Origin of the sequence: Xanthomonas cannabis, from assembly GCF_040616535.1 — a bacterium.
GTDB lineage: Bacteria > Pseudomonadota > Gammaproteobacteria > Xanthomonadales > Xanthomonadaceae > Xanthomonas > Xanthomonas cannabis.
This window is the reverse complement of record NZ_CP136580.1, coordinates 2,372,248-2,394,213: the sequence shown is the minus strand read 5'-3', so window position 1 is coordinate 2,394,213 and position 21,966 is coordinate 2,372,248. Positions and strand designations below refer to the sequence as shown.

17 protein-coding genes and 1 riboswitch are annotated in these 21,966 nt (G+C 65.1%); of the genes, 4 read left to right on the top strand and 13 right to left on the bottom strand.

Annotated features, from left to right (window positions below):
• Positions 1 to 307 precede the first annotated feature (307 nt).
• The 8 genes from glp to ndk all read right to left on the bottom strand — a co-directional run bounded on the left by glp (position 308) and on the right by ndk (position 8,474).
• Positions 308 to 1,528: a gephyrin-like molybdotransferase Glp gene (gene glp / locus RZV17_RS10195; RefSeq protein ID WP_355609067.1), complete on the bottom strand. Its 1,221-nt coding sequence runs from the start codon at positions 1,526 to 1,528 to the stop codon at positions 308 to 310.
• Between the two features lie 315 nt (positions 1,529 to 1,843).
• Positions 1,844 to 3,241 (bottom strand): ribosome biogenesis GTPase Der, encoded by a 1,398-nt coding sequence (der, locus tag RZV17_RS10190; RefSeq protein ID WP_039564581.1) that lies wholly within the window; start codon positions 3,239 to 3,241, stop codon positions 1,844 to 1,846.
• A 10-nt stretch (positions 3,242 to 3,251) separates the two neighbouring features.
• Positions 3,252 to 4,469, bottom strand: coding sequence for an outer membrane protein assembly factor BamB (bamB, locus tag RZV17_RS10185; protein ID WP_047695165.1), 1,218 nt, complete (start codon positions 4,467 to 4,469; stop codon positions 3,252 to 3,254).
• Positions 4,469 to 5,107 (bottom strand): tetratricopeptide repeat protein, encoded by a 639-nt coding sequence (locus tag RZV17_RS10180; RefSeq protein ID WP_166748571.1) that lies wholly within the window; start codon positions 5,105 to 5,107, stop codon positions 4,469 to 4,471. Before RZV17_RS10180 ends, bamB begins: the two co-directional genes overlap by 1 nt.
• Positions 5,108 to 5,177: 70 nt before the next feature.
• Positions 5,178 to 6,029 (bottom strand): RodZ domain-containing protein, encoded by an 852-nt coding sequence (locus RZV17_RS10175; RefSeq protein WP_355609063.1) that lies wholly within the window; start codon positions 6,027 to 6,029, stop codon positions 5,178 to 5,180.
• The gene (gene pilW / locus RZV17_RS10170; protein WP_355609297.1) at positions 6,026 to 6,814 is read right to left on the bottom strand and encodes a type IV pilus biogenesis/stability protein PilW; all 789 of its coding nucleotides are present in this window, start codon (positions 6,812 to 6,814) and stop codon (positions 6,026 to 6,028) included. Before pilW ends, RZV17_RS10175 begins: the two co-directional genes overlap by 4 nt.
• 10 nt (positions 6,815 to 6,824) lie before the next feature.
• Positions 6,825 to 8,018, bottom strand: coding sequence for a 23S rRNA (adenine(2503)-C(2))-methyltransferase RlmN (gene rlmN / locus RZV17_RS10165; RefSeq protein WP_228335611.1), 1,194 nt, complete (start codon positions 8,016 to 8,018; stop codon positions 6,825 to 6,827).
• Between the two features lie 30 nt (positions 8,019 to 8,048).
• Positions 8,049 to 8,474, bottom strand: coding sequence for a nucleoside-diphosphate kinase (gene ndk / locus RZV17_RS10160; RefSeq protein WP_002812972.1), 426 nt, complete (start codon positions 8,472 to 8,474; stop codon positions 8,049 to 8,051).
• 219 nt (positions 8,475 to 8,693) lie between these two features.
• On the opposite strand from ndk, the gene RZV17_RS10155 reads away from it, so the two are divergent.
• The 3 genes from RZV17_RS10155 (at position 8,694) to RZV17_RS10145 (ending at position 13,091) form a co-directional block, all read left to right on the top strand.
• A complete protein-coding gene (locus RZV17_RS10155) occupies positions 8,694 to 9,326 on the top strand; it encodes a TetR/AcrR family transcriptional regulator (RefSeq protein WP_047695173.1) in 633 nt (210 codons plus the stop codon).
• A gap of 24 nt (positions 9,327 to 9,350) precedes the next feature.
• Positions 9,351 to 11,723 carry a 3-hydroxyacyl-CoA dehydrogenase/enoyl-CoA hydratase family protein gene (locus RZV17_RS10150; protein WP_184372699.1) on the top strand — a complete coding sequence of 791 codons (2,373 nt, stop codon included), beginning with the start codon at positions 9,351 to 9,353 and terminating at the stop codon, positions 11,721 to 11,723.
• Positions 11,724 to 11,885: 162 nt separating this feature from the next.
• Positions 11,886 to 13,091: an acetyl-CoA C-acyltransferase gene (locus RZV17_RS10145; protein WP_039403863.1), complete on the top strand. Its 1,206-nt coding sequence runs from the start codon at positions 11,886 to 11,888 to the stop codon at positions 13,089 to 13,091.
• 158 nt (positions 13,092 to 13,249) lie between these two features.
• Here RZV17_RS10145 and crcB read toward each other — a convergent pair whose 3' ends face one another.
• The 5 genes from crcB to RZV17_RS10120 form a co-directional block, all read right to left on the bottom strand.
• Positions 13,250 to 13,651, bottom strand: coding sequence for a fluoride efflux transporter CrcB (gene crcB / locus RZV17_RS10140; protein WP_039564608.1), 402 nt, complete (start codon positions 13,649 to 13,651; stop codon positions 13,250 to 13,252).
• Between the two features lie 114 nt (positions 13,652 to 13,765).
• A riboswitch (Fluoride riboswitch) is annotated at positions 13,766 to 13,834 on the bottom strand.
• 1 nt (position 13,835) lies between these two features.
• Entirely contained in the window at positions 13,836 to 15,209 is a 1,374-nt protein-coding gene (locus tag RZV17_RS10135; protein ID WP_355609059.1) for a replication-associated recombination protein A, read from the bottom strand.
• A 160-nt stretch (positions 15,210 to 15,369) separates the two neighbouring features.
• Positions 15,370 to 15,999 (bottom strand): outer membrane lipoprotein chaperone LolA, encoded by a 630-nt coding sequence (lolA, locus tag RZV17_RS10130; RefSeq protein WP_355609056.1) that lies wholly within the window; start codon positions 15,997 to 15,999, stop codon positions 15,370 to 15,372.
• Between the two features lie 98 nt (positions 16,000 to 16,097).
• The gene (locus tag RZV17_RS10125; protein ID WP_355609053.1) at positions 16,098 to 18,023 is read right to left on the bottom strand and encodes a DUF3857 and transglutaminase domain-containing protein; all 1,926 of its coding nucleotides are present in this window, start codon (positions 18,021 to 18,023) and stop codon (positions 16,098 to 16,100) included.
• 316 nt (positions 18,024 to 18,339) lie between these two features.
• Positions 18,340 to 20,697, bottom strand: coding sequence for a DNA translocase FtsK 4TM domain-containing protein (locus tag RZV17_RS10120; protein ID WP_355609051.1), 2,358 nt, complete (start codon positions 20,695 to 20,697; stop codon positions 18,340 to 18,342).
• Positions 20,698 to 20,981: 284 nt separating this feature from the next.
• Here RZV17_RS10120 and trxB point away from each other — a divergent pair, with 284 nt between their 5' ends.
• Complete coding sequence (trxB, locus tag RZV17_RS10115; RefSeq protein WP_184372689.1) at positions 20,982 to 21,950, top strand: thioredoxin-disulfide reductase; 969 nt, start codon at positions 20,982 to 20,984, stop codon at positions 21,948 to 21,950.
• The last annotated feature ends 16 nt before the right edge of the window (positions 21,951 to 21,966 follow it).

The following is a 21,966-nucleotide window of genomic DNA, read 5'->3' as shown; positions in this document are numbered from 1 at the left end:
GCCGACTGACTGATTGGGGTGCGATGCGGGGTTTATTGGCTTGAGGATTACGGCAGCTTGGGAAGCACAGATGGCTGTCTTCCGGCGTACCCTCACCCCAACCCCTCTCCCGCAGGAAGAGGGGCTATAGAGCGACTCGCTTTGACTGTTCAAGGCTTCAGCTACAAAGCCACGTAACTATGTGCACGCAAGGGAATGCGCACCCTGCATATTCACACTCGGCGCCAGGCGCGTCGCATGCTTTGCGCCGTCCATCATCCTTCCAACAACGCACTACATGGCCGAGCACAGTCGATCCATGGCGCGCTCACAACGCGTAAGGAATCACCCGCACGATCTCGCCGGCCTCGAAACGCCGCGCCTGCTCGGGCAAGACGATCAATGCATTGCTGTCGGCCGCGCCACGCAATAAGTGCGAAGCGTCGCCGCGGTGCGGCAGCGCGGTCAGACGTCCGTCTTCGCCGCACTCCAGCCGTCCGCGCAGGAACTCCAGGCGTTCGTGGCGCTTTTCCCATGGGTCTGCCAACGCCGCATGCCAGACCGGGCGCGGCTCGCTGCGCCCCTGCAATCCATCCAGCAACGGCACCCCGTAGGCGATCAGCGTTGCCAGCACCGACACCGGGTTGCCCGGCAGGCCCAGCACCAGGCAGCGGCCAATCTGCCCCAGCACCGCCGGCATGCCCGGGCGCATGCGCACGCGCCAGAAGTGGATGCGGCCCAGCTCACCGATCAGCCGCGGCAGATAATCCTTTTCGCCGGCGGAGACACCGCCGCAGGTGATCACCACATCGAACGCCGCCGCCGCATCTTCCAGCATCGTGCGGATGCGCTGCGGGTCGTCCGGCAAGGTCGGCCACGCAGTTGGCGCGTAGCCCAGCGCCCGTAGCTGCGCCATCAGCATGTCGCGGTTGCTGTTGTAGATCTGGCCCGGCCCGAGCGGCATGCCCGGCTCGACCAACTCATCGCCGGTGGCCAGCACCGCGATGGTCGGGCGCGGCGCCACCGCAAGGCGCGACACGCCAAGTGCCGCCGCCAGGCCAATCCGCGCCGGTGTCAGCACCTGCCCGGTCTGTATCACCAGATCGCCCGCACGTACGTCGCTGCCGGCCAACCGCACGGCTGCGCCCGGTTTCGGCGTGGTGCGAAACCGCACGGCGCCGTCGTGCTCGTCGGCCTCTTCCTTGGGAATCACGGTGTCGGCGCCATCGGGCAGCGGCGCGCCGGTGGTGATGCGCAGGCATTGGCCTGCGCCGAGCGTGCCGGTCCAATGCTCGCCAGCGAATTGTTCGCCGACCAACTGCAACGACGTATCGCCCGCAGCGACATCGGCATGCCGCAGCGCAAAGCCATCCATCGCGCTATTGGCAAATGGCGGCAGCGCCAGCGGTGCAATCAGATCGCCGGCGGAGATCCGCCCATCGGCGCGCGAGGTGGCGATGTTTTCATCGGGCGAACGGTTGCTGGCCGCGACAGCACGCAGAATCTGCAGCGCCTGCGCATAAGGAATGCGGGAAGGATAGTCGGTCATGCCGCGCAGGATACCAGCGCGCCGCTAGCGCGTATGACGGCCGCGTCACTCGGCTATTGAAGCAGCATGTGCCTTCGAACAACGCACGCCATTGCGCGTGAACTCAAGATTTCGGCCGATCTCGATGGTCGCCAATGCTGGAAAAAGGCACATCCACGTGATGGAGATTACGTTAGCCGTTGGTCGAAAGCTCAAGCACATCGTTCAGAGCTTCATGGCCCCGATCTACAGAGCTGATCTGCAGCTCACAGCTCGACAGACCATCGAGCTTCCAATACCGCCTGAAACATTGCGTGTCAGGCGGCCTCGATGCACCTACTTACCCTTGACGTGCCGGATCAGGCGCCGCTTGCGTGCGACCTGACGTTCGGTCAGCACGTTCTTCTTACCCTCGTAGGGGTTGGCACCCTCGCGGAAGATAAAACGCACCGGCGTGCCGACCAGCTTGAAGCGCTTGCGGAAGAAGTTTTCCAGGTAGCGCTTGTACGACTCGGGCAGCACCTTCAGGCGCGTGCCATGCACGATGAAGGTCGGCGGATTCGCCCCGCCGGGGTGCACGTAGCGCAGCTTGGAGACGTGGCCACGGATGCTCGGCGGCGGATTGGTCTCGTAGGCGATTTCCAGCGCCTGATTCACTTCGCTGGTGCTGAACTCGTGCGTGGCCGAGGCATGCGCGCGGTGGATCGCCTGGAACAGCTCGCGCATGCCCGAGCCATGCAGCGCGGAGATGCGCACCGCCTCGGCCCAGCTGACGAAACCGAGCTTGCGCGACAGCAGATCTTCGGCCTGCGCGCGTTGGTAATCGCTTTGCCCGTCCCACTTGTTGATCGCAACGACCAAGGCACGGCCGGCATCCAGGATCGCACCGAGAATCGTCGCGTCCTGATCGGTCACACCTTCGGTGGCGTCCAGCATCAACACCGCCACCTGGCATTGCTCGATCGCCTGCAGCGTCTTGAACGCACTGAACTTCTCGACCGCCTCTTCCACCTTGCCGCGACGGCGCAGGCCGGCGGTATCGATCAGGCGGTACTGGCGATTGTCGCGCTCCAGATCCACCGCAATCGAATCACGGGTGGTGCCGGGCACCTCGGAAGCGATCATGCGTTCTTCGCCCAACAGGCGATTGACCAGCGTCGACTTGCCTACATTCGGGCGGCCCACGAAGGCGATCCGCACACGCGCCGGGTCGTTGTCCAGCAACTCGCCGGACCCTTCCTCGGGCAGGCGTGCGCCCACTTCCTCCAGCAGTTCGTCGATACCCTGACGATGCGCAGCAGACAACGCCACCACGTCGGAGAAGCCATAACGCGCAAATTCCGAGCGCACGGTCTCTTCGTCGGTGCCGTCGATCTTGTTGATGACCAGCACGGTCGGCCGCGCCAGCTTGCGCAGCCAGGCCAGGATTTCGTCATCGAGCGAGGACGCACCTTCGCGCCCATCGACCACGAACAGCACCAGATCCGCCTCGCCGGCGGCGGCACGCGCCTGACGCGCAGTGGCGCCGGCCAGGCCTTCCTCGTCGCCGGCAATACCGCCGGTATCGACAACGATGAAGGGTTGCTGCTCGTCCAGCCGGCAGACGCCGTAGTTACGGTCGCGGGTGACGCCGGGCTGGTCGTGGACCAGCGCGTCGCGGGTGCGCGTCAGCGCATTGAAGATGGTGGACTTGCCGACATTGGGCCGTCCAACCAGGGCGACCAGGGGCAGCATCGCAAGGTCCTTATTGTGCCAACCGGAAGGCGGTGAGATCGCCGTCGGTGTTTTGTACCAGCAAAATGCCATCGACGACCTGCGGCTGCGCCAGCAGCGTGTCGCGTCCAGCGCGAGCGCGCGCGGCCAGTGCACCGTCGCTGAGTTTCAGCCAGTGCAGGTAGCCCTTGTAGTCACCGACCACGGCGTAGTCGCCCTGGATGGCCACACCGGTCAGTGAGCGACGTGCCAGGGCAGCCTGCGACCACATCGCCGCGCCGCTGCTCTTGTCCAGGCCCCACACCGAACCGGCGTTATCGGACACCACCACCACCGCCGACGACACACCGACGCCACCGGCGCCGCCGTGATCGCGCGTCCACAGCGGTCGGCCGCTCGGGCCTTCCAGCGCCAGGGTTTCGTTCTTGAAGCTGGTGGCGTACAGAGTGGTGCCATCCAGCACCGGTGCGCCATCCACGTCGGACATGCGCTCCAGCTCGGTGCGGCCTTCCGGCACGCCGATGGCCTGCTCCCACAACGGGCGGCCGTCCTGCAGCGCCAGCGCGCTCAAGGTGCCGCTGTCGTTGCCCACGAACACCACGCCCGGGCCGGTCACGATCGGCGCGTTACCGCGCACCGACAGCGTCGGACCTTCTTCGGCATGGAACCAGCGACGCTCGCCGGTGGCTGCATCGAAAGCGCTGACGCGGCCATCGTTGCTGCGTACCAGCACCAGGTTCTGCGCAATGGCCGGCGCGGCGATCACTTCGTTGGGAACCTTGGCGCGCCACTTCTCGGTGCCGTCGGCCTGGTTCAACGCAATCACATCGCCGGACAACGTACCGATCACCACCAGGCCTTCGCCCACGCCCGGGCCACCGGACAGGCGCTGCTTGAACTTGCGATCGTTGCGCTCTTCCTTCTTGGGCTTGTATTCCCATACGCGCTTGCCGGTCTGCAGGTCCAGCGCCTGTACGCCGCCGGTGATGGCCGCTGCATACACCTTGCCATCGGCCACGGCCGGGCGCTGGCGCACGCCGATATGCCCCTCGCCCTTGCCGACGCCGGTAGACCAGATCTTGTCGACCTTGACCGACGGCTCGAACTTCACCAGCTCGGCAGGTTCCTGCGCCTTCTTGGCAGCAGCATCCTTCCCGGCAAACCAGCCCTTGACGGTGCTGCAGCCAGCCAGCGACAGACCCATCACCGCAATCAACGCAACGCGCTTATACATATCAACCTGCTTCATCAAATCTGCTCCGCCGGATCGGGCACCTTGCCGCCCACATCCATCAGCTTGGTTTCCAGCAAGCGGCGCTGCGGCGAGGCCACATCCACCGTGGTCAGGGCCTTGGCGTACAGCGCACGCGCCTCGTCCGGCTTGCCCTGGGCCACCAGCGCATCGGCGCGGATCTCCAGGCTGGCGTGGTCCTGCGCATCGGCCAGCAGCTTGATCGCTTCGTCCGGCTTGCCACTTTCGGTGAGCACACGCGCCAGGCGCTGCTGCACGATCTGCTTGAGTTCGCCTTCGGCGGGCACGTCACGCAGGGTCTTGATCGCTTCGGCATTCTTGCCGGCATCGACCTGCGCCTTCGCCAGGCGCAATGCGGCCAATTCGGCATAGATACCGCCCTTGCCGTCGTCCAGCGCCACGATGTCCTTGGCTGCTTTCTCCAGGTCCTTGCCCTGGATCGACTTCACCACCGCCTCGTAGCGGGTGTTGGCTTCCACCAGTGCGGTCGTGGTGTGCTTCTGCCACCACTGCCAGCCCAGGATCAGGGCCAGGCCGAGCACCACACCGCCCACCAGTCCCGCCCCATTCTTTCTCAACCAGGAACGAACGCGTTCGCCTTGTTCGTGCTCGTCCAGCAGATCGTCGATCGCCATGCGTACTCTCGCTCCGTCATCCCGGAGGCGCGGAACATCAAAAGGGGAAAATGAAAAACCGCAGTCCGCTTCACTCGGAAGCAGGTACCACGGAGCCGTCGGAGGATACCGCAAAACGAGCCACGTTAGCGCGCTGGAACGGTTTCACATCGACGATACTGCCGCCTTGCTGAACCTGTACCGCCGACGCATTGCCCAGCACGATGCGGCCCACCTGACCTGGCGAATAACTGCGGCGTTCGCCAGCGCGGATCAGCGCCTTTTCGACCGCGCTGCCGTCCGGGGCCAGGATCTGCACCCAGCTGTCGCCGCTGAAACTCAGCGACAGGTCGCCGGATCCGGCAGCTGCCGGCGCTTCATCGGCAGTGGCGGCACGCGGCACCGGTGTCATCGACGCGATATAGGGCGCCGGCTGTTCGCGTGGTGCGGCAGCGGGCTGCGTCGCGGCAGCGGGAGAGCCGGCCTTGGCCGCAACCGGCATGCTGTCCAGCGATACCGTGTTTGGCGCCTTGCCATCCAGGTGCGAACGCGTTGCGTACCAGACAGGCACGGCGAACACCCCGGTGATGACCACATACATCGCCTTGCGCGCGGTGCTTTCGAGAATGCGCCGGGCACGCGGGGTATGCGTGTGGCTGACCAACTTGACCGGTTCGATGGGTGCGATGGTCGCCTGCTGCAGCAGCGGCTCCAGGTCGACCTGCAGCAGGCGCGCATAACTGCGCAACTGGCCGCGTACGAACACCGGCGCACCCAGGCGCTGCCACTCTTCCTGCTCCAGCGAATGCACCACCCGCGCAGGCATGCGCAGCTTGCCGGCGACCTCGTCCACGCTCAGACCTGCAGCTTCACGCGCCTCGCGCAACTGCGTTCCGCAGCCCTTTTCCTGCTCGAAAGGGTTCGGATTGGAATCACTGATCACAATGCATTGGCCCCGGGGTTAGCGGTCGCTGCGTCAGGAAATTCCTTGACCAACCGCTGTTGGTAACGGCTGGCAGCTACCTTGTCGCCTAGCCCTTGCTCAATCTGAATGGCGAGTTGTAACACGGAAGCCGTTGCCGGTGCAGCCGCAAGCCGCCGTTCGATGAAGGCGCGCGCCTCAAAAAAATGACGACGCCCCGCTTCCAGACGCGCCATCGACTCAAGCGCATAGGGATTATTCGGGTCCAGTTCGAGCGCCTTGCGCAAGTCGCTGGTGGCGCGTTCGGGTTGGCCGGCCTTGATCGCACAGCCACCGGCGTTACCGAGTGCAGACGCCGGAGATGCATAGGTGCGGTCGGTCAGCGCCCGGTCGAACCACAGCAGCGATTCGGCAGGCGAGCCGTTGGCGCACAGCCAGGCACCGTAGTTGTTCAACACATCGCCCCGCTGCGGTGCCAATTCGGCCGCACGGCGATAAGAAGCGCCGGAGCCAGCCACATCGCCCCGCCCCCCTTGGATCAGCGCCAGCATGCCGATGGCATCCACCGACTGCGGATCCTTCTTCAGTGCGGCTCGAACCTGCTCCTCGGCACCTGCGTAGTCGCCGGTTTGTAGCCGGTTACTGGCAAGTCCCAGCTTTTCCTGCACGGCAAGGCGATTCTTGGTGGCCTTGTCGTCGCGGAACGAATACACCGGCGCAACTTCTTCCACGCTCTTGGCCGAACCGGCCTTGGCATTGCGACCGCCGCAACCGACCGCACACAACGCGATCGCCACGGCCGCCATTAACGCGAGTTCACGCTGCCGCATCTCGATCGGCCTGCCCTTCCAATGTGCGGCGGAACTCCGCCTGGCGACGGGTACGGTCCATGACCTGCCCCTTGAGCTGCCCGCATGCCGCGTCGATGTCGTCGCCACGGGTGCGGCGAACCATCGTCAGCACCTGCGCATCGAGCAGGATCTTCTGGAATGCGCGAATCTCCGTCTCGCCCGAGCGCTCGTAACGCGTACCGGGGAACGGATTGAACGGAATCAGGTTGACCTTGCCGGCGTCCTTGGACTGCACCGCATTGTCGAACTGCCGCATCAACCGGGCCAGCTGGCGCGCATGCTCCGGCTGGTCGTTGATGCCCTTCATCAAGGTGTATTCGAAGGTCACCGAGTCGCGCTTCTTGCTGCCGCGCAGATAGCGCGCGCACGACTCCATCAACTCGGCGATCGGGTACTTCTTGTTCAACGGCACCAGGCTCTCGCGCAGCGTGTCGTTGGCGGCATGCAGGGACACCGCCAGCGACACGTCGCTTTCGGTGGAAAGCCGGTCGATCATCGGCACCAGGCCGGAGGTCGACAGCGTGACCCGCTTGCTGGCCAGGCCGTAGCCCAGATCGTCGCGCATCACGCTCATCGCGCGCACGACGTTGTCGAAATTCATCAACGGCTCACCCATGCCCATCATCACCACATTGGTGAGGCGGCGCTGCTGATGCGGCACGTTGCCCAGGTGACGCGCAGCGACCCACACCTGACCGATGATCTCGGCGGTGGTGAGGTTGCGGTTGAAGCCCTGGGTGGCGGTTGAACAGAACGTGCAGTTCAAGCCGCAGCCGACCTGGGAGGACACGCACAGCGTGCCGCGGCCCTTGTCGGGGATGTACACGGTTTCGATGGCGTTCTTGCCGTCGGTACCCATGGCCAGCAGCCATTTGTGGGTGCCGTCGGTAGAGGGCTTGTCGAACACGACGTTCGGGACGAGGACCTCGGCATGCTGGTGCAACTTCGCACGCAATGCCTTGCCGAGGTCGGTCATCTGGTCGAAATCGGTGACGTAGCGATGGTGTATCCACTTCATCACCTGATGGGCACGGTAACGCGCCTCGCCGAGGGTGTCGGCGAAGAAGCGCTCCAGTCCCTCGCGGTCGAGGTCGAGCAGGTTCTGCTTGCGCAGTTCCGGGGTACGGACAGGTACGTCCTGCAACACGGAGGGGATCACGACCTCATTCACGATTCGACTCTCTCGGCCTCAGCGCGAGACCACTTCGGTGGCGGCAAAGAAATACGCAACTTCGTTGGCAGCGTTCTCGACCGAGTCCGAGCCGTGAGCGGCGTTGGCATCGATCGAATCGGCGAAGTCGGCGCGGATGGTGCCCGGCGCAGCGTCCTTGGGATTGGTCGCGCCCAGCAGGTCACGGTGTGCGGCAACGGCGTTCTCGCCTTCCAGCGCCTGGATCATCACCGGGCCGGAGATCATGAACTCGACCAAGGCGTTGAAGAACGGACGCTCACGGTGCACGGCGTAGAAGCCTTCGGCTTCGCGACGCGACAGCTGCTTGTACTTGGCGGCCACGACCTTCAGGCCAGCCTTCTCGAAGCGGCTGTAGATTTCGCCGATGACGTTCTTGGCAACGGCGTCGGGCTTGATGATGGACAGGGTGCGCTCCAGCGCCATGGGAAGTTCTCCGTTGGGCGGGCCACTGAAGGCCCGAGGTTATCATGAAAAAAACCCGCGTCAAAACGCGGGCTTAGGCTTCTTTGCGATGGTCAATTCTATCGTGTCGCCCATCCATTTGCACACCGCCCCCTGAATCGTGCTGCAGTGCCGCATGACGCGCCTGCAACCAAGCCCGTAGACTCAAACAATCGTTTGATTGAGCCTCACCCTTAGCGCATGCCCAAGCCTGCCCACTTCTCCACCAAGGACCGCATTCTCGGTGCCGCCGAGGAGCTGTTCGCCCAGCATGGGTTTGCCGGTACCTCGCTGCGGCAGCTGACCACCCAGGCCGACGTGAATATCGCCGCGGTCAACTATCACTTCGGCTCCAAGGAAAACCTGGTCAACGAGGTGTTCCGCCGCCGCATGGACGAGATGACTGCCGCACGGCTGCAGCAGCTGGAGGCAGCAAGGAAATCCCGGCCCGGCGAACTCACTGCCGTGCTTGCGGCCTTCGTCGAGCCGGCACTGGCGATGGCGCAGGACCGCCAGAACGGCGGCGCCTTCGTGCGCGTGATTGCCCGCGCCTATGCGGAAAAGAACGACAACCTACGCAAGTTCCTGTCCGACCATTACGGTCATGTGCTGCGCGAATTCGGCAAGGCCATCGCCGTCTGCGTGCCGGGCCTGAGCAAGGAAGAGCTGTATTGGCGGCTGGACTTCCTGGCCGGCGCGCTCACCTACGCCATGGCCGACTTCGGCCTGATCAAGCGCCCGGCGGGCGTCAGCGAGGCCGACCACCGCGCGCGCGCGGCGCGCGAACTCATTCGTTTCGCGGAACCCGGGTTCCGTGCTCATTCCACACCGTAAACGCTCCACCAAGAGGCCATTGCTATGTCCAATCCGTTGCTAGTCCGTCGCGCCGCCGTGCTCGGTGCCGGCGTCATGGGCGCGCAGATCGCCGCGCACCTCACCAATGCCGGTGTCGACACCGTGCTGTTCGACCTGCCTGCCAAGGAAGGTCCGGCCGACGGCATCGTGCTCAAGGCCATCGCCAATCTCGGCAAGCTCAGCCCTGCCCCGCTCGCCAGCAAGGCGCTGGCCGAGGCGATCACCCCGGCCAACTACGAGAGCGGCCTGGAGCAGCTGCGCGACTGCGACCTGATCATCGAGGCGATCGCCGAGCGGATGGACTGGAAGCAGGACCTGTACAAGAAGATTGCCCCGTTCGTGGCCGAGCATGCGGTGCTGGCCTCCAACACCTCCGGCCTGGGCATCAACAAGCTCTCCGACGTGCTGCCCGAGCAGCTGCGCCACCGCTTCTGCGGCGTGCATTTCTTCAACCCGCCGCGTTACATGCACCTGGCCGAGCTGATTCCGGCCAAGGGCACCGACAAGGCCGTGCTGGAAGGTCTGGAAGCCTTCCTGGTCACCACACTCGGCAAGGGCGTGGTGTACGCCAAGGACACCCCGAACTTCATCGGTAACCGCATCGGCGTGTTCTCGATCCTGTCCACCATCCATCACACGCAGGAGTTCGGCCTGGGCTTCGATGAAGTCGATGCGTTGACCGGCCCGCTGGTCGGCCGCCCCAAGTCGGCCACCTACCGCACCTCGGACGTGGTCGGTCTGGACACCATGGCGCACGTCATCAAGACCATGGGCGACACCCTGCCGGACGACCCGTGGCACCAATACTTCACCGCGCCGAAGTGGCTGGAAGCGCTGATCGCCAAGGGCGCACTGGGCCAGAAGGTCGGCGCCGGCATCTTCCGCAAGGTCGGCAAGGACATCGTGGTGCTGGACCTGGAAAAGCAGGACTATCGCGCTGCCGATCGCACTGCCGCACCGGAAGTGGTCGAGATCCTGAAGATCAAGAACCCGGCTGAAAAGTTCGCCAAGCTGCGCGAAAGCCAGCACCCGCAGGCGCAGTTCTTGTGGGCCACGTTCCGCGATTTGTTCCACTACAGCGCTTTCCATCTGGCCGACATCGCCGAAACCGCGCGCGACGTGGATCTGGCGATCCGCTGGGGCTACGGTTGGTCGCTGGGCCCGTTCGAGACCTGGCAGGCCGCCGGCTGGAAGCAGGTGGCGCAGTGGATTGCCGAAGATATTTCCAGCGGCAAGAGCATGAGTAGCGCGCCGCTGCCGAACTGGGTGTTCGATGGTCGCGATGGCGTGCATGGCGCGGAAGGCTCGTACAGCCCGGCCCGCGATGCCAAACTGCCGCGCTCTGCCCTGCCGGTCTACAAGCGCCAGCGCTTCCCCGATCCGCTGCTGGGCGAGCAGTTTTCGCCGGGCGAGACCGTGTTCGAAAACGACGGCGTGCGCATGTGGCATGACGGCGACGACATCGCCGTGGTCAGCTTCAAGACCAAGATGAACACCGTGTCCGACCACGTGCTCAACGGCCTGCAGGAAGTCGTCGGCCGCGCCGAGAAGGACTTCGCCGGGTTGGTGATCTGGCAGCAGAAAGAACCCTTCTCCGCCGGTGCGGACTTGGCCGGCGCGCTTGGCCTGCTGCAGGCCGGCAAGGTCGATGCATTCGAAGCCTTGGTCGCCAATTTCCAGGCCACCAGCCAGCGCATCAAGTACGCGCAGGTGCCGGTGATTTCCGCGGTGCGCGGCCTGGCACTGGGCGGTGGTTGCGAGTTCCAGATGCATAGCGCCAAGACCGTGGCCTCGCTGGAAAGCTACATCGGCCTGGTGGAAGCCGGCGTCGGCCTGCTGCCGGCCGGTGGCGGCCTGAAGGAAATCGCGGTCCGCGCTTCGATTGCGGCGGGTCCTGGCGGCGACGTGTTCGCCGAGCTGAAGAAGACCTTCGAAACCGTCGCGATGGCCAAGGTGTCCAACTCGGCTGTCAACGCCAAGGAGCTGGGCCTGCTGCGTGCCACCGACAAGATTGTCTTCAACAGCTACGAGGCACTGCACATCGCCAAGGCCGAAGCCCGTGCGCTGGCCGAGGGTGGCTACCGCGCTCCGCTGCCGGCCCGTCGCATCCAGGTCGCCGGCGATGTGGGTATCGCCACTTTCAAGATGCTGCTGGTCAACATGCTGGAAGGCCGTTTCATCAGCGAGTACGACTACGAGATCGCGACGCGTATTGCCACGGTGGTGTGCGGCGGCGAAGTCGATCGTGGCGCACTGGTGGACGAAGAATGGTTGCTCAAGCTCGAGCGCAAGCACTTCGTCGAACTGGCCCAGCAGGAAAAGACCCAGGCACGGATTGGGCACATGCTCAAGACCGGCAAGCCGTTGAGGAACTGAGATTTGGGATTGGAGATTGGGGATTCGTAACAGCGCGTCCCCAGTGCTCCACCATTCTCGCTTCCACCAAATTCATCCGCCGGGCAGGAACATTCGGGCACGCGGATTCGCTTTGACGAATCCCAACTCCCGAATCCCGAATCCCGGCTATCGGAGATAGCCATGAGCAAGCAGATTCAAGACGCCTACATCGTTGCCGCCACGCGTACGCCGGTCGGCAAGGCACCCAAGGGCGTGTTCCGCAATACCCGTCCCGACGACATGCTGGCGCACGTGCTGCGCGCAGTGGTCGCGCAGGCGCCGGGCATCGATCTGTCGCGGATCGACGATGCCATCATCGGTTGTGCCATGCCCGAGGGCGAGCAAGGCATGAACGTGGCGCGCATCGGCGTGTTGTTGGCCGGCCTGCCGAATTCGGTCGCTGGTCAGACCATCAATCGCTTCTGTTCGTCCGGCATCCAGGCCGTGGCGATGGCAGCCGACCAGATCCGCCTGGGCAATGCCGACCTGATGCTCGCCGGCGGCACCGAGTCGATGTCGATGGTGCCGATGATGGGCAACAAGGTCGCCATGTCGCCGAGCGTGTTTGCCGACGACCACGTGGCCATCGCCTACGGCATGGGCATCACCGCCGAAAAGGTCGCCGAGGAGTGGAAAGTCTCGCGCGAAGATCAGGATGCGTTCGCATTGGCTTCGCATCAGAAGGCGATTGCCGCGATTGCTGCCGGCGAGTTCCGCGACGAGATCACCCCGTATGAAATCCATTCGCACCAGCCCGACCTGGCGGGCAACGTCATCGCGCTGCGCAAGCGCCTGGTCGACACCGACGAAGGCCCGCGTCCGGACAGTTCGCTCGAAGGCCTGGCCAAGCTGCGCCCGGTGTTCCGCAATGGCCAGTTCGGCGGCAGCGTGACGGCTGGCAATTCGTCGCAGATGAGCGATGGTGCCGGCGCGGTGTTGTTGGCGTCCGAGCAGGCGATCAAGGATTACGGCCTGACCCCGCTGGCCCGCTTCGTCAGCTTCTCGGTCGCCGGCGTGCGCCCGGAAGTGATGGGCATCGGCCCGATCGCCGCCATCCCCAAGGCACTCAAGCAGGCCGGCCTGACCAAGGATCAGCTCGACTGGATCGAGCTCAACGAAGCCTTCGCCGCGCAGGCGCTCGCAGTGATCCGCGACAGCGAACTGGACCCGTCCAAGGTCAACCCGCTGGGCGGCGCGATCGCGTTGGGCCATCCGCTGGGCGCCACCGGCGCAATCCGCGCCGCCACCCTGGTGCACGGCCTGCGTCGTCGCCAGCAGAAGTACGGCATGGTCACCATGTGCATCGGCACCGGCATGGGTGCAGCGGGCATCATCGAAGCGCTGTAAGTCAGGCATCGCGAGATCGGCTGCCATGCCGCTCTCGTCAAACAGGCCAGATGCTCACCGAAGGCGTGCGAAAGCACGCCTTCGGATTATTCGAAGAGCACGGCTTACCGAGCACGCAAGACGCGTTTGCCCGTCGCGAAGGTGCGACAAGCCGCAACCTAGCGTGCAATCAACCACTGCCCGGCACGCGCACCGGCAAACACCAACGCCAGCCCGGCCACCAGGGTCACCGCCAGATACACGCCGATCAGCGTCGAGCGGTCGCTGCGCGCGAACATCAGGCACTCCATCATCAGCGACGAAAAGGTGGTCAGCCCGCCGATCACGCCGACAATCAACAAGGCGCGTAGCGGCCAGCTGGATGGACCACGCGCCTCCAGCCACACCATCAGCACGCCGGCGACGAACGAGCCCACCAGGTTGACGGTCAATGTTCCCCACGGGAACCCGCTGCCAAAGCGCTGCAGCAACGATGCGCCGATCGCAAACCGCAGTCCCGACCCCAGCGCTCCGCCGGTCATTGCCAGCAACAGTTGCTGCCACCACACCGGCGCGCTCATGCGGTAACCCCGCAGTCGGCGGCCGGCAGTATCTTTGAAGAACCAGCATGCAAAAACGGCATCATCCATCCTCGGTCAAGAAGCGATGCCGGGCACGGACCTGCCGCCCCGGCGGGGTGGGCAGGCATCATCAGCACGCAGAACGCGTGCGGTTCAAGGAGGAATGCCATCTCCTGCGGCCCGATTATGCCGTGGACCTGCCAGCCTTGTCAGCCCGCGCCTGGGCACGCGCGGCGCGCAACCGATCGAGCTTTTCCTTGAGCTTGATCTCCAGCCCGCGCGGTGCCGGGTTGTAATAGACCCGCTCTCCCATCGCATCCGGAAATCCGGTCTGATCCAGTGCGATACCGCCTTCGGCATCGTGGTCGTACTGGTAATCCTGGCCGTAACCAAGCGTCTTCATCAGTTTGGTCGGTGCATTGCGCAGATGCAGCGGCACCTCTTGCGTGCCGGTGGCGCGCACTTCGGCCTTGGCCTGATTGAAGGCGGCATAGCCGGCATTGGATTTGGCCGTGCTGGCCAGATACAGCACCAGCTGCGCGAAGGCCAGTTCGCCTTCCGGGCTACCCAGGCGCTCGTAAATATCCCACGCCTCCAGCGCCATGCTCTGCGCGCGCGGATCGGCCAGGCCGATGTCCTCGATCGCCATGCGGGTCAGCCGGCGCGCCAGATAGGCCGGGTCGCAGCCGCCGTCGAGCATGCGGGTGAGCCAGTACAGCGCGGCATCCGGGTTGGAACTGCGCACGGACTTGTGCAGTGCCGAGATCTGGTCATAGAACTGTTCGCCGTTCTTGTCGAAGCGACGGGTGCGGTCGGCCAGCACCTGCAGCAGCGTCTGCGGCGTGATCTCGCCGCCCTCGCCGGTCGCCAGCTCTGCAGCGATTTCCAGCAGGGTCAGGGCGCGCCGCACATCGCCATCGGCGGCGCCGGCGATTTCCAGCAACGATGCATCGGTGACCTGGATGCGCTCCTGCCCCAGGCCGCGCTCGGAATCGTGCAGGGCACGCTGCAGCGCTTCGACGATGTCCTGCGGCGACACCGCTTCCAGCACGTGCACGCGGCAACGCGACAGCAGAGCCGAGTTCAATTCGAACGACGGGTTTTCAGTGGTCGCGCCGACGAACAGAATCGTACCGCGCTCGATATGCGGCAGGAACGCGTCCTGCTGCGCCTTGTTGAAGCGATGTACCTCATCGACGAACAGCACCGTGCGGCGACCACCGGCAAAGCGCTGCGCGGCTTCGGCAAGCACCTGCCGCACCTCCGGCAACCCCGACAACACCGCAGAAATCGCCTTGAATTCGGCATCCGCGTAATGCGCCAGCAGCAGCGCCAGCGTGGTCTTGCCGCAGCCCGGCGGACCCCACAGGATCATCGAATGCACGCGGCCGGATTCCACCGCGCGGCGCAGCGCGCTGTCGGCTGTCAGCAGACGCTTTTGACCGACCATTTCATCCAGCGTGCGCGGACGCATGCGCTCCGCCAGCGGACGCAGGTGATCGGCGTCCACGCTGAGCAGATCGGCGGTGCCTTCAATGGGGGATCTAGGTCGTGCCACGCCCCATTCTATCGCGCCATCGCGTTAGGGCATCGCGGTGACGGTGCGCGTTGGCGGCATGCACCGTGCCGGCCACGCATGGGTCTTGAATGCGAACCACGATGTGGCAGCAGACGCCTTTGCAGAGAAAGACATCTGCACGTGCCGTGCAAGCGACCCGTTACTGCGCGTCGCCTACCACATCCACGCCCTTGGCCGGGGTGTAGCGGAAGGTGTCGGCGGCAAATGCAGGATTGCGTTTCCACCCGCTGAAGCTGATCGCGGTGCGCTGGCCGACCGCATCGACGACCTCCATCCTGGCCAGTCCGTCCTTGCCGAAGCCGAGCGAGGCCATCTGGAAGCTGGCTTCGGTGTCGACCTTGGGCGTCAGCGACAACCACTGCAGCCCGTCGCGCGGTGCGGCTTCTTCGCTGACGTCGTACTGCTTGTCCAGGCGCGCCGGGTCAATCAGTGCCACCAGCGGGCTGTTCTGCTCTTCGCTGCCCTGCGCACGCACCGTTACCTGCTCCAGATCGGGGTCGAACACCCATACCTTCTTGCCGTCGGCCACGATCAATTGCGTGTAGGGCTTGGCGTATTCCCAACGGAACAGGCGCGGTGCCGATAAGGCTACCCGCCCGCTCGAGCGCTCCTTGACCCGGCCATTGCCATCGGTGACCTGCTGGTTGAACTGCCCGTCCAAGCCTTTCAGGCCGCGCGTGAACGTATCCAGCTCCTGGCGCGCACCGGCAAACGCGGTACCGGCGAACAGGGCGGTGGCGAGGACGGCATAACGGAGCTGGCGATGCATCGCGGTCTTCCTGAAGGAGTGCGCCAATTCTGAAGCTTCATAGATGAATGGGCGAGCGCTATCGCATCGACCTGTTCATGCAGCGCACTCGCCCGCCGTCATGGCGCGGTCTGCACCTTGGCGAGATCGCCATACACGATCTGCCCGCGAAAACCGCGTCGCACCTGCTGGTAGAGCTCGCGAAACGCGCGGTAGTCCTGCGGCTGGCATAGCGCCTGCGGCCCACGCACGGCGGCACGCTGCAGGCGATGTACCGCCGTGACGGTCTGCCCCTGCCGCGTCCAGTCCACCACATACTCGCCAGCGGCATTGCGAAACCTGCTGCTGCGCGGAATGGCGATGATCGGTACCGTCTCCGGGAAGGTCACCACGTAGGTTTCCTCGCGCACGCTGTCATTGCAGTAGAACGGGGTCAGATTGTCTTCTGCCGAGGTGGTGGTGTAGATGCTGCGCGTGGATTCGGCCCCCGGCATGTCCGGCAAGGTCATGCCGCCGACCACCGAGAAATCCACCGCGTCGTCGGCCTGGAAGCGATAGCGATAGTTGAATGGCGCGTCCAGGTCCAGCGGATCGCCCTGTATCAGCAGGTCGCCGGTGCCGTCGAAGCCGGACTGCGCAATGATCGACTCTTCGATGCGGTTGCGGTTTTGCGCATTGAGCTGCACGAACATCGCGCGCAGGCCCACCTCGCCGGTCTGCCCGCTATCCAGCGTGGTCAGGCCCTGCAGGCCGCCCTGCGGCGTGAACCGGTACTCGGTACGCGCGACATAGCGATTGACCTTGCGGTCGTTCGGCAGCGTGTGCGTGACCTTGCCGTCGCGCGTGTGCACTACCGGCGCACCGAGATCGCCGGCCGGCAACTGCCCGAAGCGTGCGTACGGGTTGGTTGAATCGACATACAGATCGAACGCCGGGATGTAGGTGATGGCGTGATTGAAGCGCCCCAGCACCGGGATCGGCGGCAGCGTCGGCCCGCCCTCTGCGCCGATCAGCACCGGCGTGCTGGCGATGCCCTTGGCGGCCAGCAGCGCTTCGAGGATGACGGTGTGGTCCTTGCAGTCGCCGTAATGGTTGGCCAGGATGCTGTCGGCGCTATTGGGTTCCAGCCCGCCGTTGCCCAGATACACCGCGACATAGCGGATGTTGCGCGCCACCCAGGCGTACAGTGCCGCCGCCTGCGCGCGCGGGTCGTCGATGCCTTGGGTGACCTGGTCGGCCACTGTCTGGATCGCCGGCGTGACCGCCGCCGCGCGCCCACCCTTGACGTGATAGGCCAGGCCCATCTGCGACCAGCTGTCGAAGGTGCTGGCCATCAAGGTGGGGCTGAACTCCCAGGTCGCCGCGCTCCAGTTCTGGTTCTTCATCGGCACGGCGCGTTGATACCGCCACTCCCAACGTGCCTGATCGCCGCGGACCACCGGCTTGGTGCCGCCCTGCAGGCCGCGCACGGACAAATGCATCGGCAGCGCCTTGGGCGCCACCAGGGTAACCACCGCATCGTCGTACTGCGCAAACACGCTGAAGGTCTCCCACAGGCTGAAATAGCCAGGGAAATACGGGGTGTTCTGCGCACGACGCACGCGGTAGACGATGCGCGCGCCCGGCGCCAGATTCGGGAACACCACCACCTTGACCTTTCGATCGGCGTACATCGCCGCCGAGGCGCTGGAGTAGCTCTCCTGGGTATAGATCTTGTCGGTCGCCACGTCCTGGCGCAGGCCTTCGGCGCTAACGGTGTAGGCCGCCAGTACCTCGAGGGTTTCCATCTTCTCGCTATAGCTCAGCCGCACCTGGCTGAACTGCTCCACCGCCGACTTGGTCTTCAGCAGGATCTCGTACTCGTCGGTCTCCACGCTGCTGGCGTCGGCGCGCACTTCGTAGTCGGCGCGATAGCGCACGAAACTGTAGTTGGTGTCGGCCTGCGTGCGCGGTGCAGCCGCGGCAGGCGCGGCCTGCTGTTGCGCCTGGGCAAGCAGCGGAGCGGAGACGATCAGCACAAACAACAACAACGGACGATGCAGCATGGGTCTCGATCGCGGCGGGCCGGAGCGGCCCTTCGTCAGACAGGGTAGCCGGTGTGCCGCGCGATGACAGGCATCGACCTCCAACATTGCCGCATTGCCGGGCCCGGTTGCGCTCGCCACTGCGCTACACGCGGTGGACCGCGGCGGTCTGGGCAGGCCACCTCAGTGAGCCGCCAAGGCCAACCAGAATGACCCCGGGCGCAGGCGGCGGGCGCGGCGGCGGGCCGCAATCGGCACGCCCCGTACCGCCAACCCGTCCCGATCGCCGGCTAGCCCACAGCGATCGCCGGCCAGCCCGCCGCGCTCGCCGCCGCACTCACTTGGGCGGCGGCGGTGCCAGCACCGTGCGGTCGCCGTTGTGTTCGGGCGGGCTGACCACGCCGGCGGCTTCCATTGCCTCGATCAGCCGCGCAGCGCGGTTGTAGCCGATCTTCAGGCGACGCTGCACGCCGGAAATCGAGGCGCGTCGGGTCTCGGTCACGATCCGCAGTGCCTCGTCATACAACGGGTCGGACTCGTCGCCGCCACCGCCACTGCTTTCCGGCAGGCCGGTCGCACCGACCACCGTGCCATCGCCCATGGTCTGCACTTCGTCCAGTACGCCATCCACATACGACACCGGCCCGCTGGCCTTGAGGTGCTCGACCACGCGATGCACTTCTTCGTCGCTGACGAAGGCGCCGTGCACGCGGTCCGGCAGCGCGGTGCCCGGCGGCAGGTACAGCATGTCGCCATTGCCCAGCAGCGCCTCGGCGCCCGACTGGTCCAGGATGGTGCGCGAGTCGATCTTGGAGCTGACCTGGAATGCCACGCGGGTCGGGATATTGGCCTTGATCAACCCGGTGATCACGTCCACCGACGGCCGCTGCGTGGCCAGGATCAAGTGGATACCGGCCGCACGTGCCTTCTGTGCCAGACGCGCGATGAGCTCTTCGACCTTTTTGCCGACGATCATCATCATGTCGGCGAATTCGTCGATGAAGATGACGATGAACGGCAGCGTTTCCAGCGGCCGCGGCGCTTCGCCCAGTTCCGGATTCGGCTTGAACAGCGGGTCCATCAGCGGCTGGCCGGCATCCTCGGCGTCCTTGACCTTCTTGTTGAAGCCGGCCAGGTTGCGCACGCCCACCGCGCTCATCAGCTTGTAGCGGCGCTCCATCTCGGCCACGCACCAGCGCAGGCCGTTGGCGGCCTCCTTCATGTCGGTGACCACTGGCGCCAGCAGATGCGGAATGCCCTGGTAGACGCTCAGTTCGAGCATCTTCGGGTCGATCATCAGCATGCGCAGTTCCTTGTGCGAGGCCTTGAACAACAGGCTCAGCACCATCGCGTTGACCGCCACCGACTTGCCCGAGCCGGTGGTACCGGCCACCAGCAAGTGCGGCATGCGCGCCAGATCGGCCACCGTCGGGCGGCCGGCGATGTCCTTGCCCAGCGCAAGCGTCAGTGGGCTGGCCGACTTGTCGTATTCCTTGGAGCGCAGAAGCTCCGACAGGAAGATCATCTCGCGGGTGACGTTGGGAATTTCCAGGCCGATCACCGACTTGCCCGGAATCACGTCCACCACACGCACCGACTTCACCGACAGCCCGCGCGCGATGTCCTTGTCCAGCGAACTGATCTGGCTGACCTTGATGCCCGGCGCCGGCTCGATCTCGAAGCGGGTGATCACCGGGCCCGGATAGGCCCCGACCACCTGCGCCTCGATGCGGAAGTCCTTGAGCTTGAACTCGATCTGCCGCGACAAGGTCTCCAGGGTTTCTTCGGAATAGCCCTTAGCCTGCGGCTTGGGGTCGTCCAGCAGCGCCAGCGGCGGCAGGTCCGAGCCGTCGGTACTGACGCCCTGGAACATCGGAATCTGGGTGTCGCGCTTGGCGCGTTCGCTTTTTTCCACCACCGGTGCCGGCGGGGGTTCGATCTTCACCGGCTCGCGCTTGGCCTGTTTGACCGCATCGACCTTGCGCACTTCCTCGCGCTCTTCGCGCATCACCCGGGTCTGCTGCCACTCGCTGGCCTGGTGGGTCTTGCGCTGCATCAGCGGCCCCAGCGCCAGCACCCACCTGCCGATGCGCTCCATCACCGCAAACCACGACAGGCCCGTGGCCAGGGTGATCGACACCAGCAGCAGCACCAGCACGAACAGGTTCGCGCCCAGCACGCCGAAGCCGGCGCTCAGCGAGTTGCTCACCAACCGCCCAAGAATGCCGCCCGCCCCCGCGACGTCGCCATTGAACAGGCGCAGGTGCAGGAAGCCGGTCGAGGAGATCAGGAAGCCGACCATGCCGACCAGGCGCAACGCAGGCCCCAGGTCGGCCTCGGCCTGCCCTTCCTTGTCCATGCCGAACAAGGCGATCCAGGCCACCGCGCCCAGCACCACCGGCAGCAGGAAGGCCACGTAACCGAACAGCTGCAGCAACACGTCGGCGATCCAGGCACCGACCCGGCCGCCCATGTTGTGCACCGGCGCGACCACGCTGCCGGTCTGCGACCAGCCCGGGTCGGCGGCCGAATAGGTGAACAGGCTGGCCAGCAGATACAGCAGCAATGGCGCCACCGCAATCAAGGCCAGATCGCGCCAGAGCTTTTGCCGACGCGGATTGTCGGCCACCGCCGGCTTGCGCGACGACGACTTGCCCTCTGCGGGCTTGCTGCGTTCGGGAACCTGCTTTGCCACCTGTAGCCAGACCTTAGAAAAATGCTGTTAGTGGTTGATAATAAACGACTGAGGCCACGCTGGCAGCTGTTGAATGACCACCGGCTGCCTCGCCGCATGCGGATCAACGAAAAACGCCGCACGAGGCGGCGTCGGACATGCACTGCGGGCGGACCATGCCATCTGCGGCTCAAGCAGTTCCATCGCGCCGCCTTGATTCACCGGGTGGGGACCGCCACTCTATGCCGCCACGGGGGCGCGATTGACCTGCGCCATCCTCATCAATTCCTAGATCGCGAGTATACATGAGCGCCTCTTCTGCCAGTCCTGCCAAGCATTCCCGCCTGCTGATCCTCGGCTCCGGCCCGGCCGGCTGGACCGCCGCGGTGTATGCCGCGCGTGCCAATCTCAAGCCGGTGGTCATCACCGGGCTGCAGCAAGGCGGTCAGCTGATGACCACCACCGAAGTGGACAACTGGCCCGGCGACCCCCATGGCCTGATGGGCCCGGACCTGATGAACCGCATGCAGATGCATGCCGAGCGCTTCGACACCGAGGTGATCTTCGACCACATCCACACGGCGGACCTGTCGCAGCGGCCGTTCCGCCTGATCGGCGACAGCGCCGAGTACACCTGCGACGCGCTGATCATCGCCACCGGCGCCACCGCCAAATACCTGGGCATTCCCACCGAAGAGGCCTTCAAGGGCCGCGGCGTGTCGGCGTGCGCCACCTGCGATGGGTTCTTCTACAAGGACCAGGACGTGGTGGTGGTCGGCGGCGGCAACACTGCGGTCGAAGAAGCGCTGTACCTGTCCAACATCGCCCGCAAGGTCTACCTGGTGCACCGCCGCGACACCCTGCGTGCGGAAAAGATCATGCAGGACAAGCTGTTTGCCAAGGTTGCCGCCGGCAAGATCGAAACCGTCTGGCACCACGCCATCGACGAGGTGCTGGGCAACGATGCGGGCGTGACCGGGGTGCGGGTCAAGTCCACCATCGACGGCAGCACCCGCGACATCGACGCGCATGGCTTCTTCGTCGCCATCGGCCACCATCCAAACACGCAGTTGTTCGATGGCCAGCTGGCCATGAACAACGGCTACCTGGAGATCCGCTCCGGCCTGAACGGCGCGGCGACGGAAACCTCGGTGGCCGGCGTGTTCGCCGCCGGCGACGTCGCCGACCAGCACTACCGTCAGGCGATCACCTCCGCCGGGTTCGGCTGCATGGCCGCGCTGGATGCCGAGCGCTATCTCGACAAGAGCGCCTGAGGTGCCCGCTGACCGC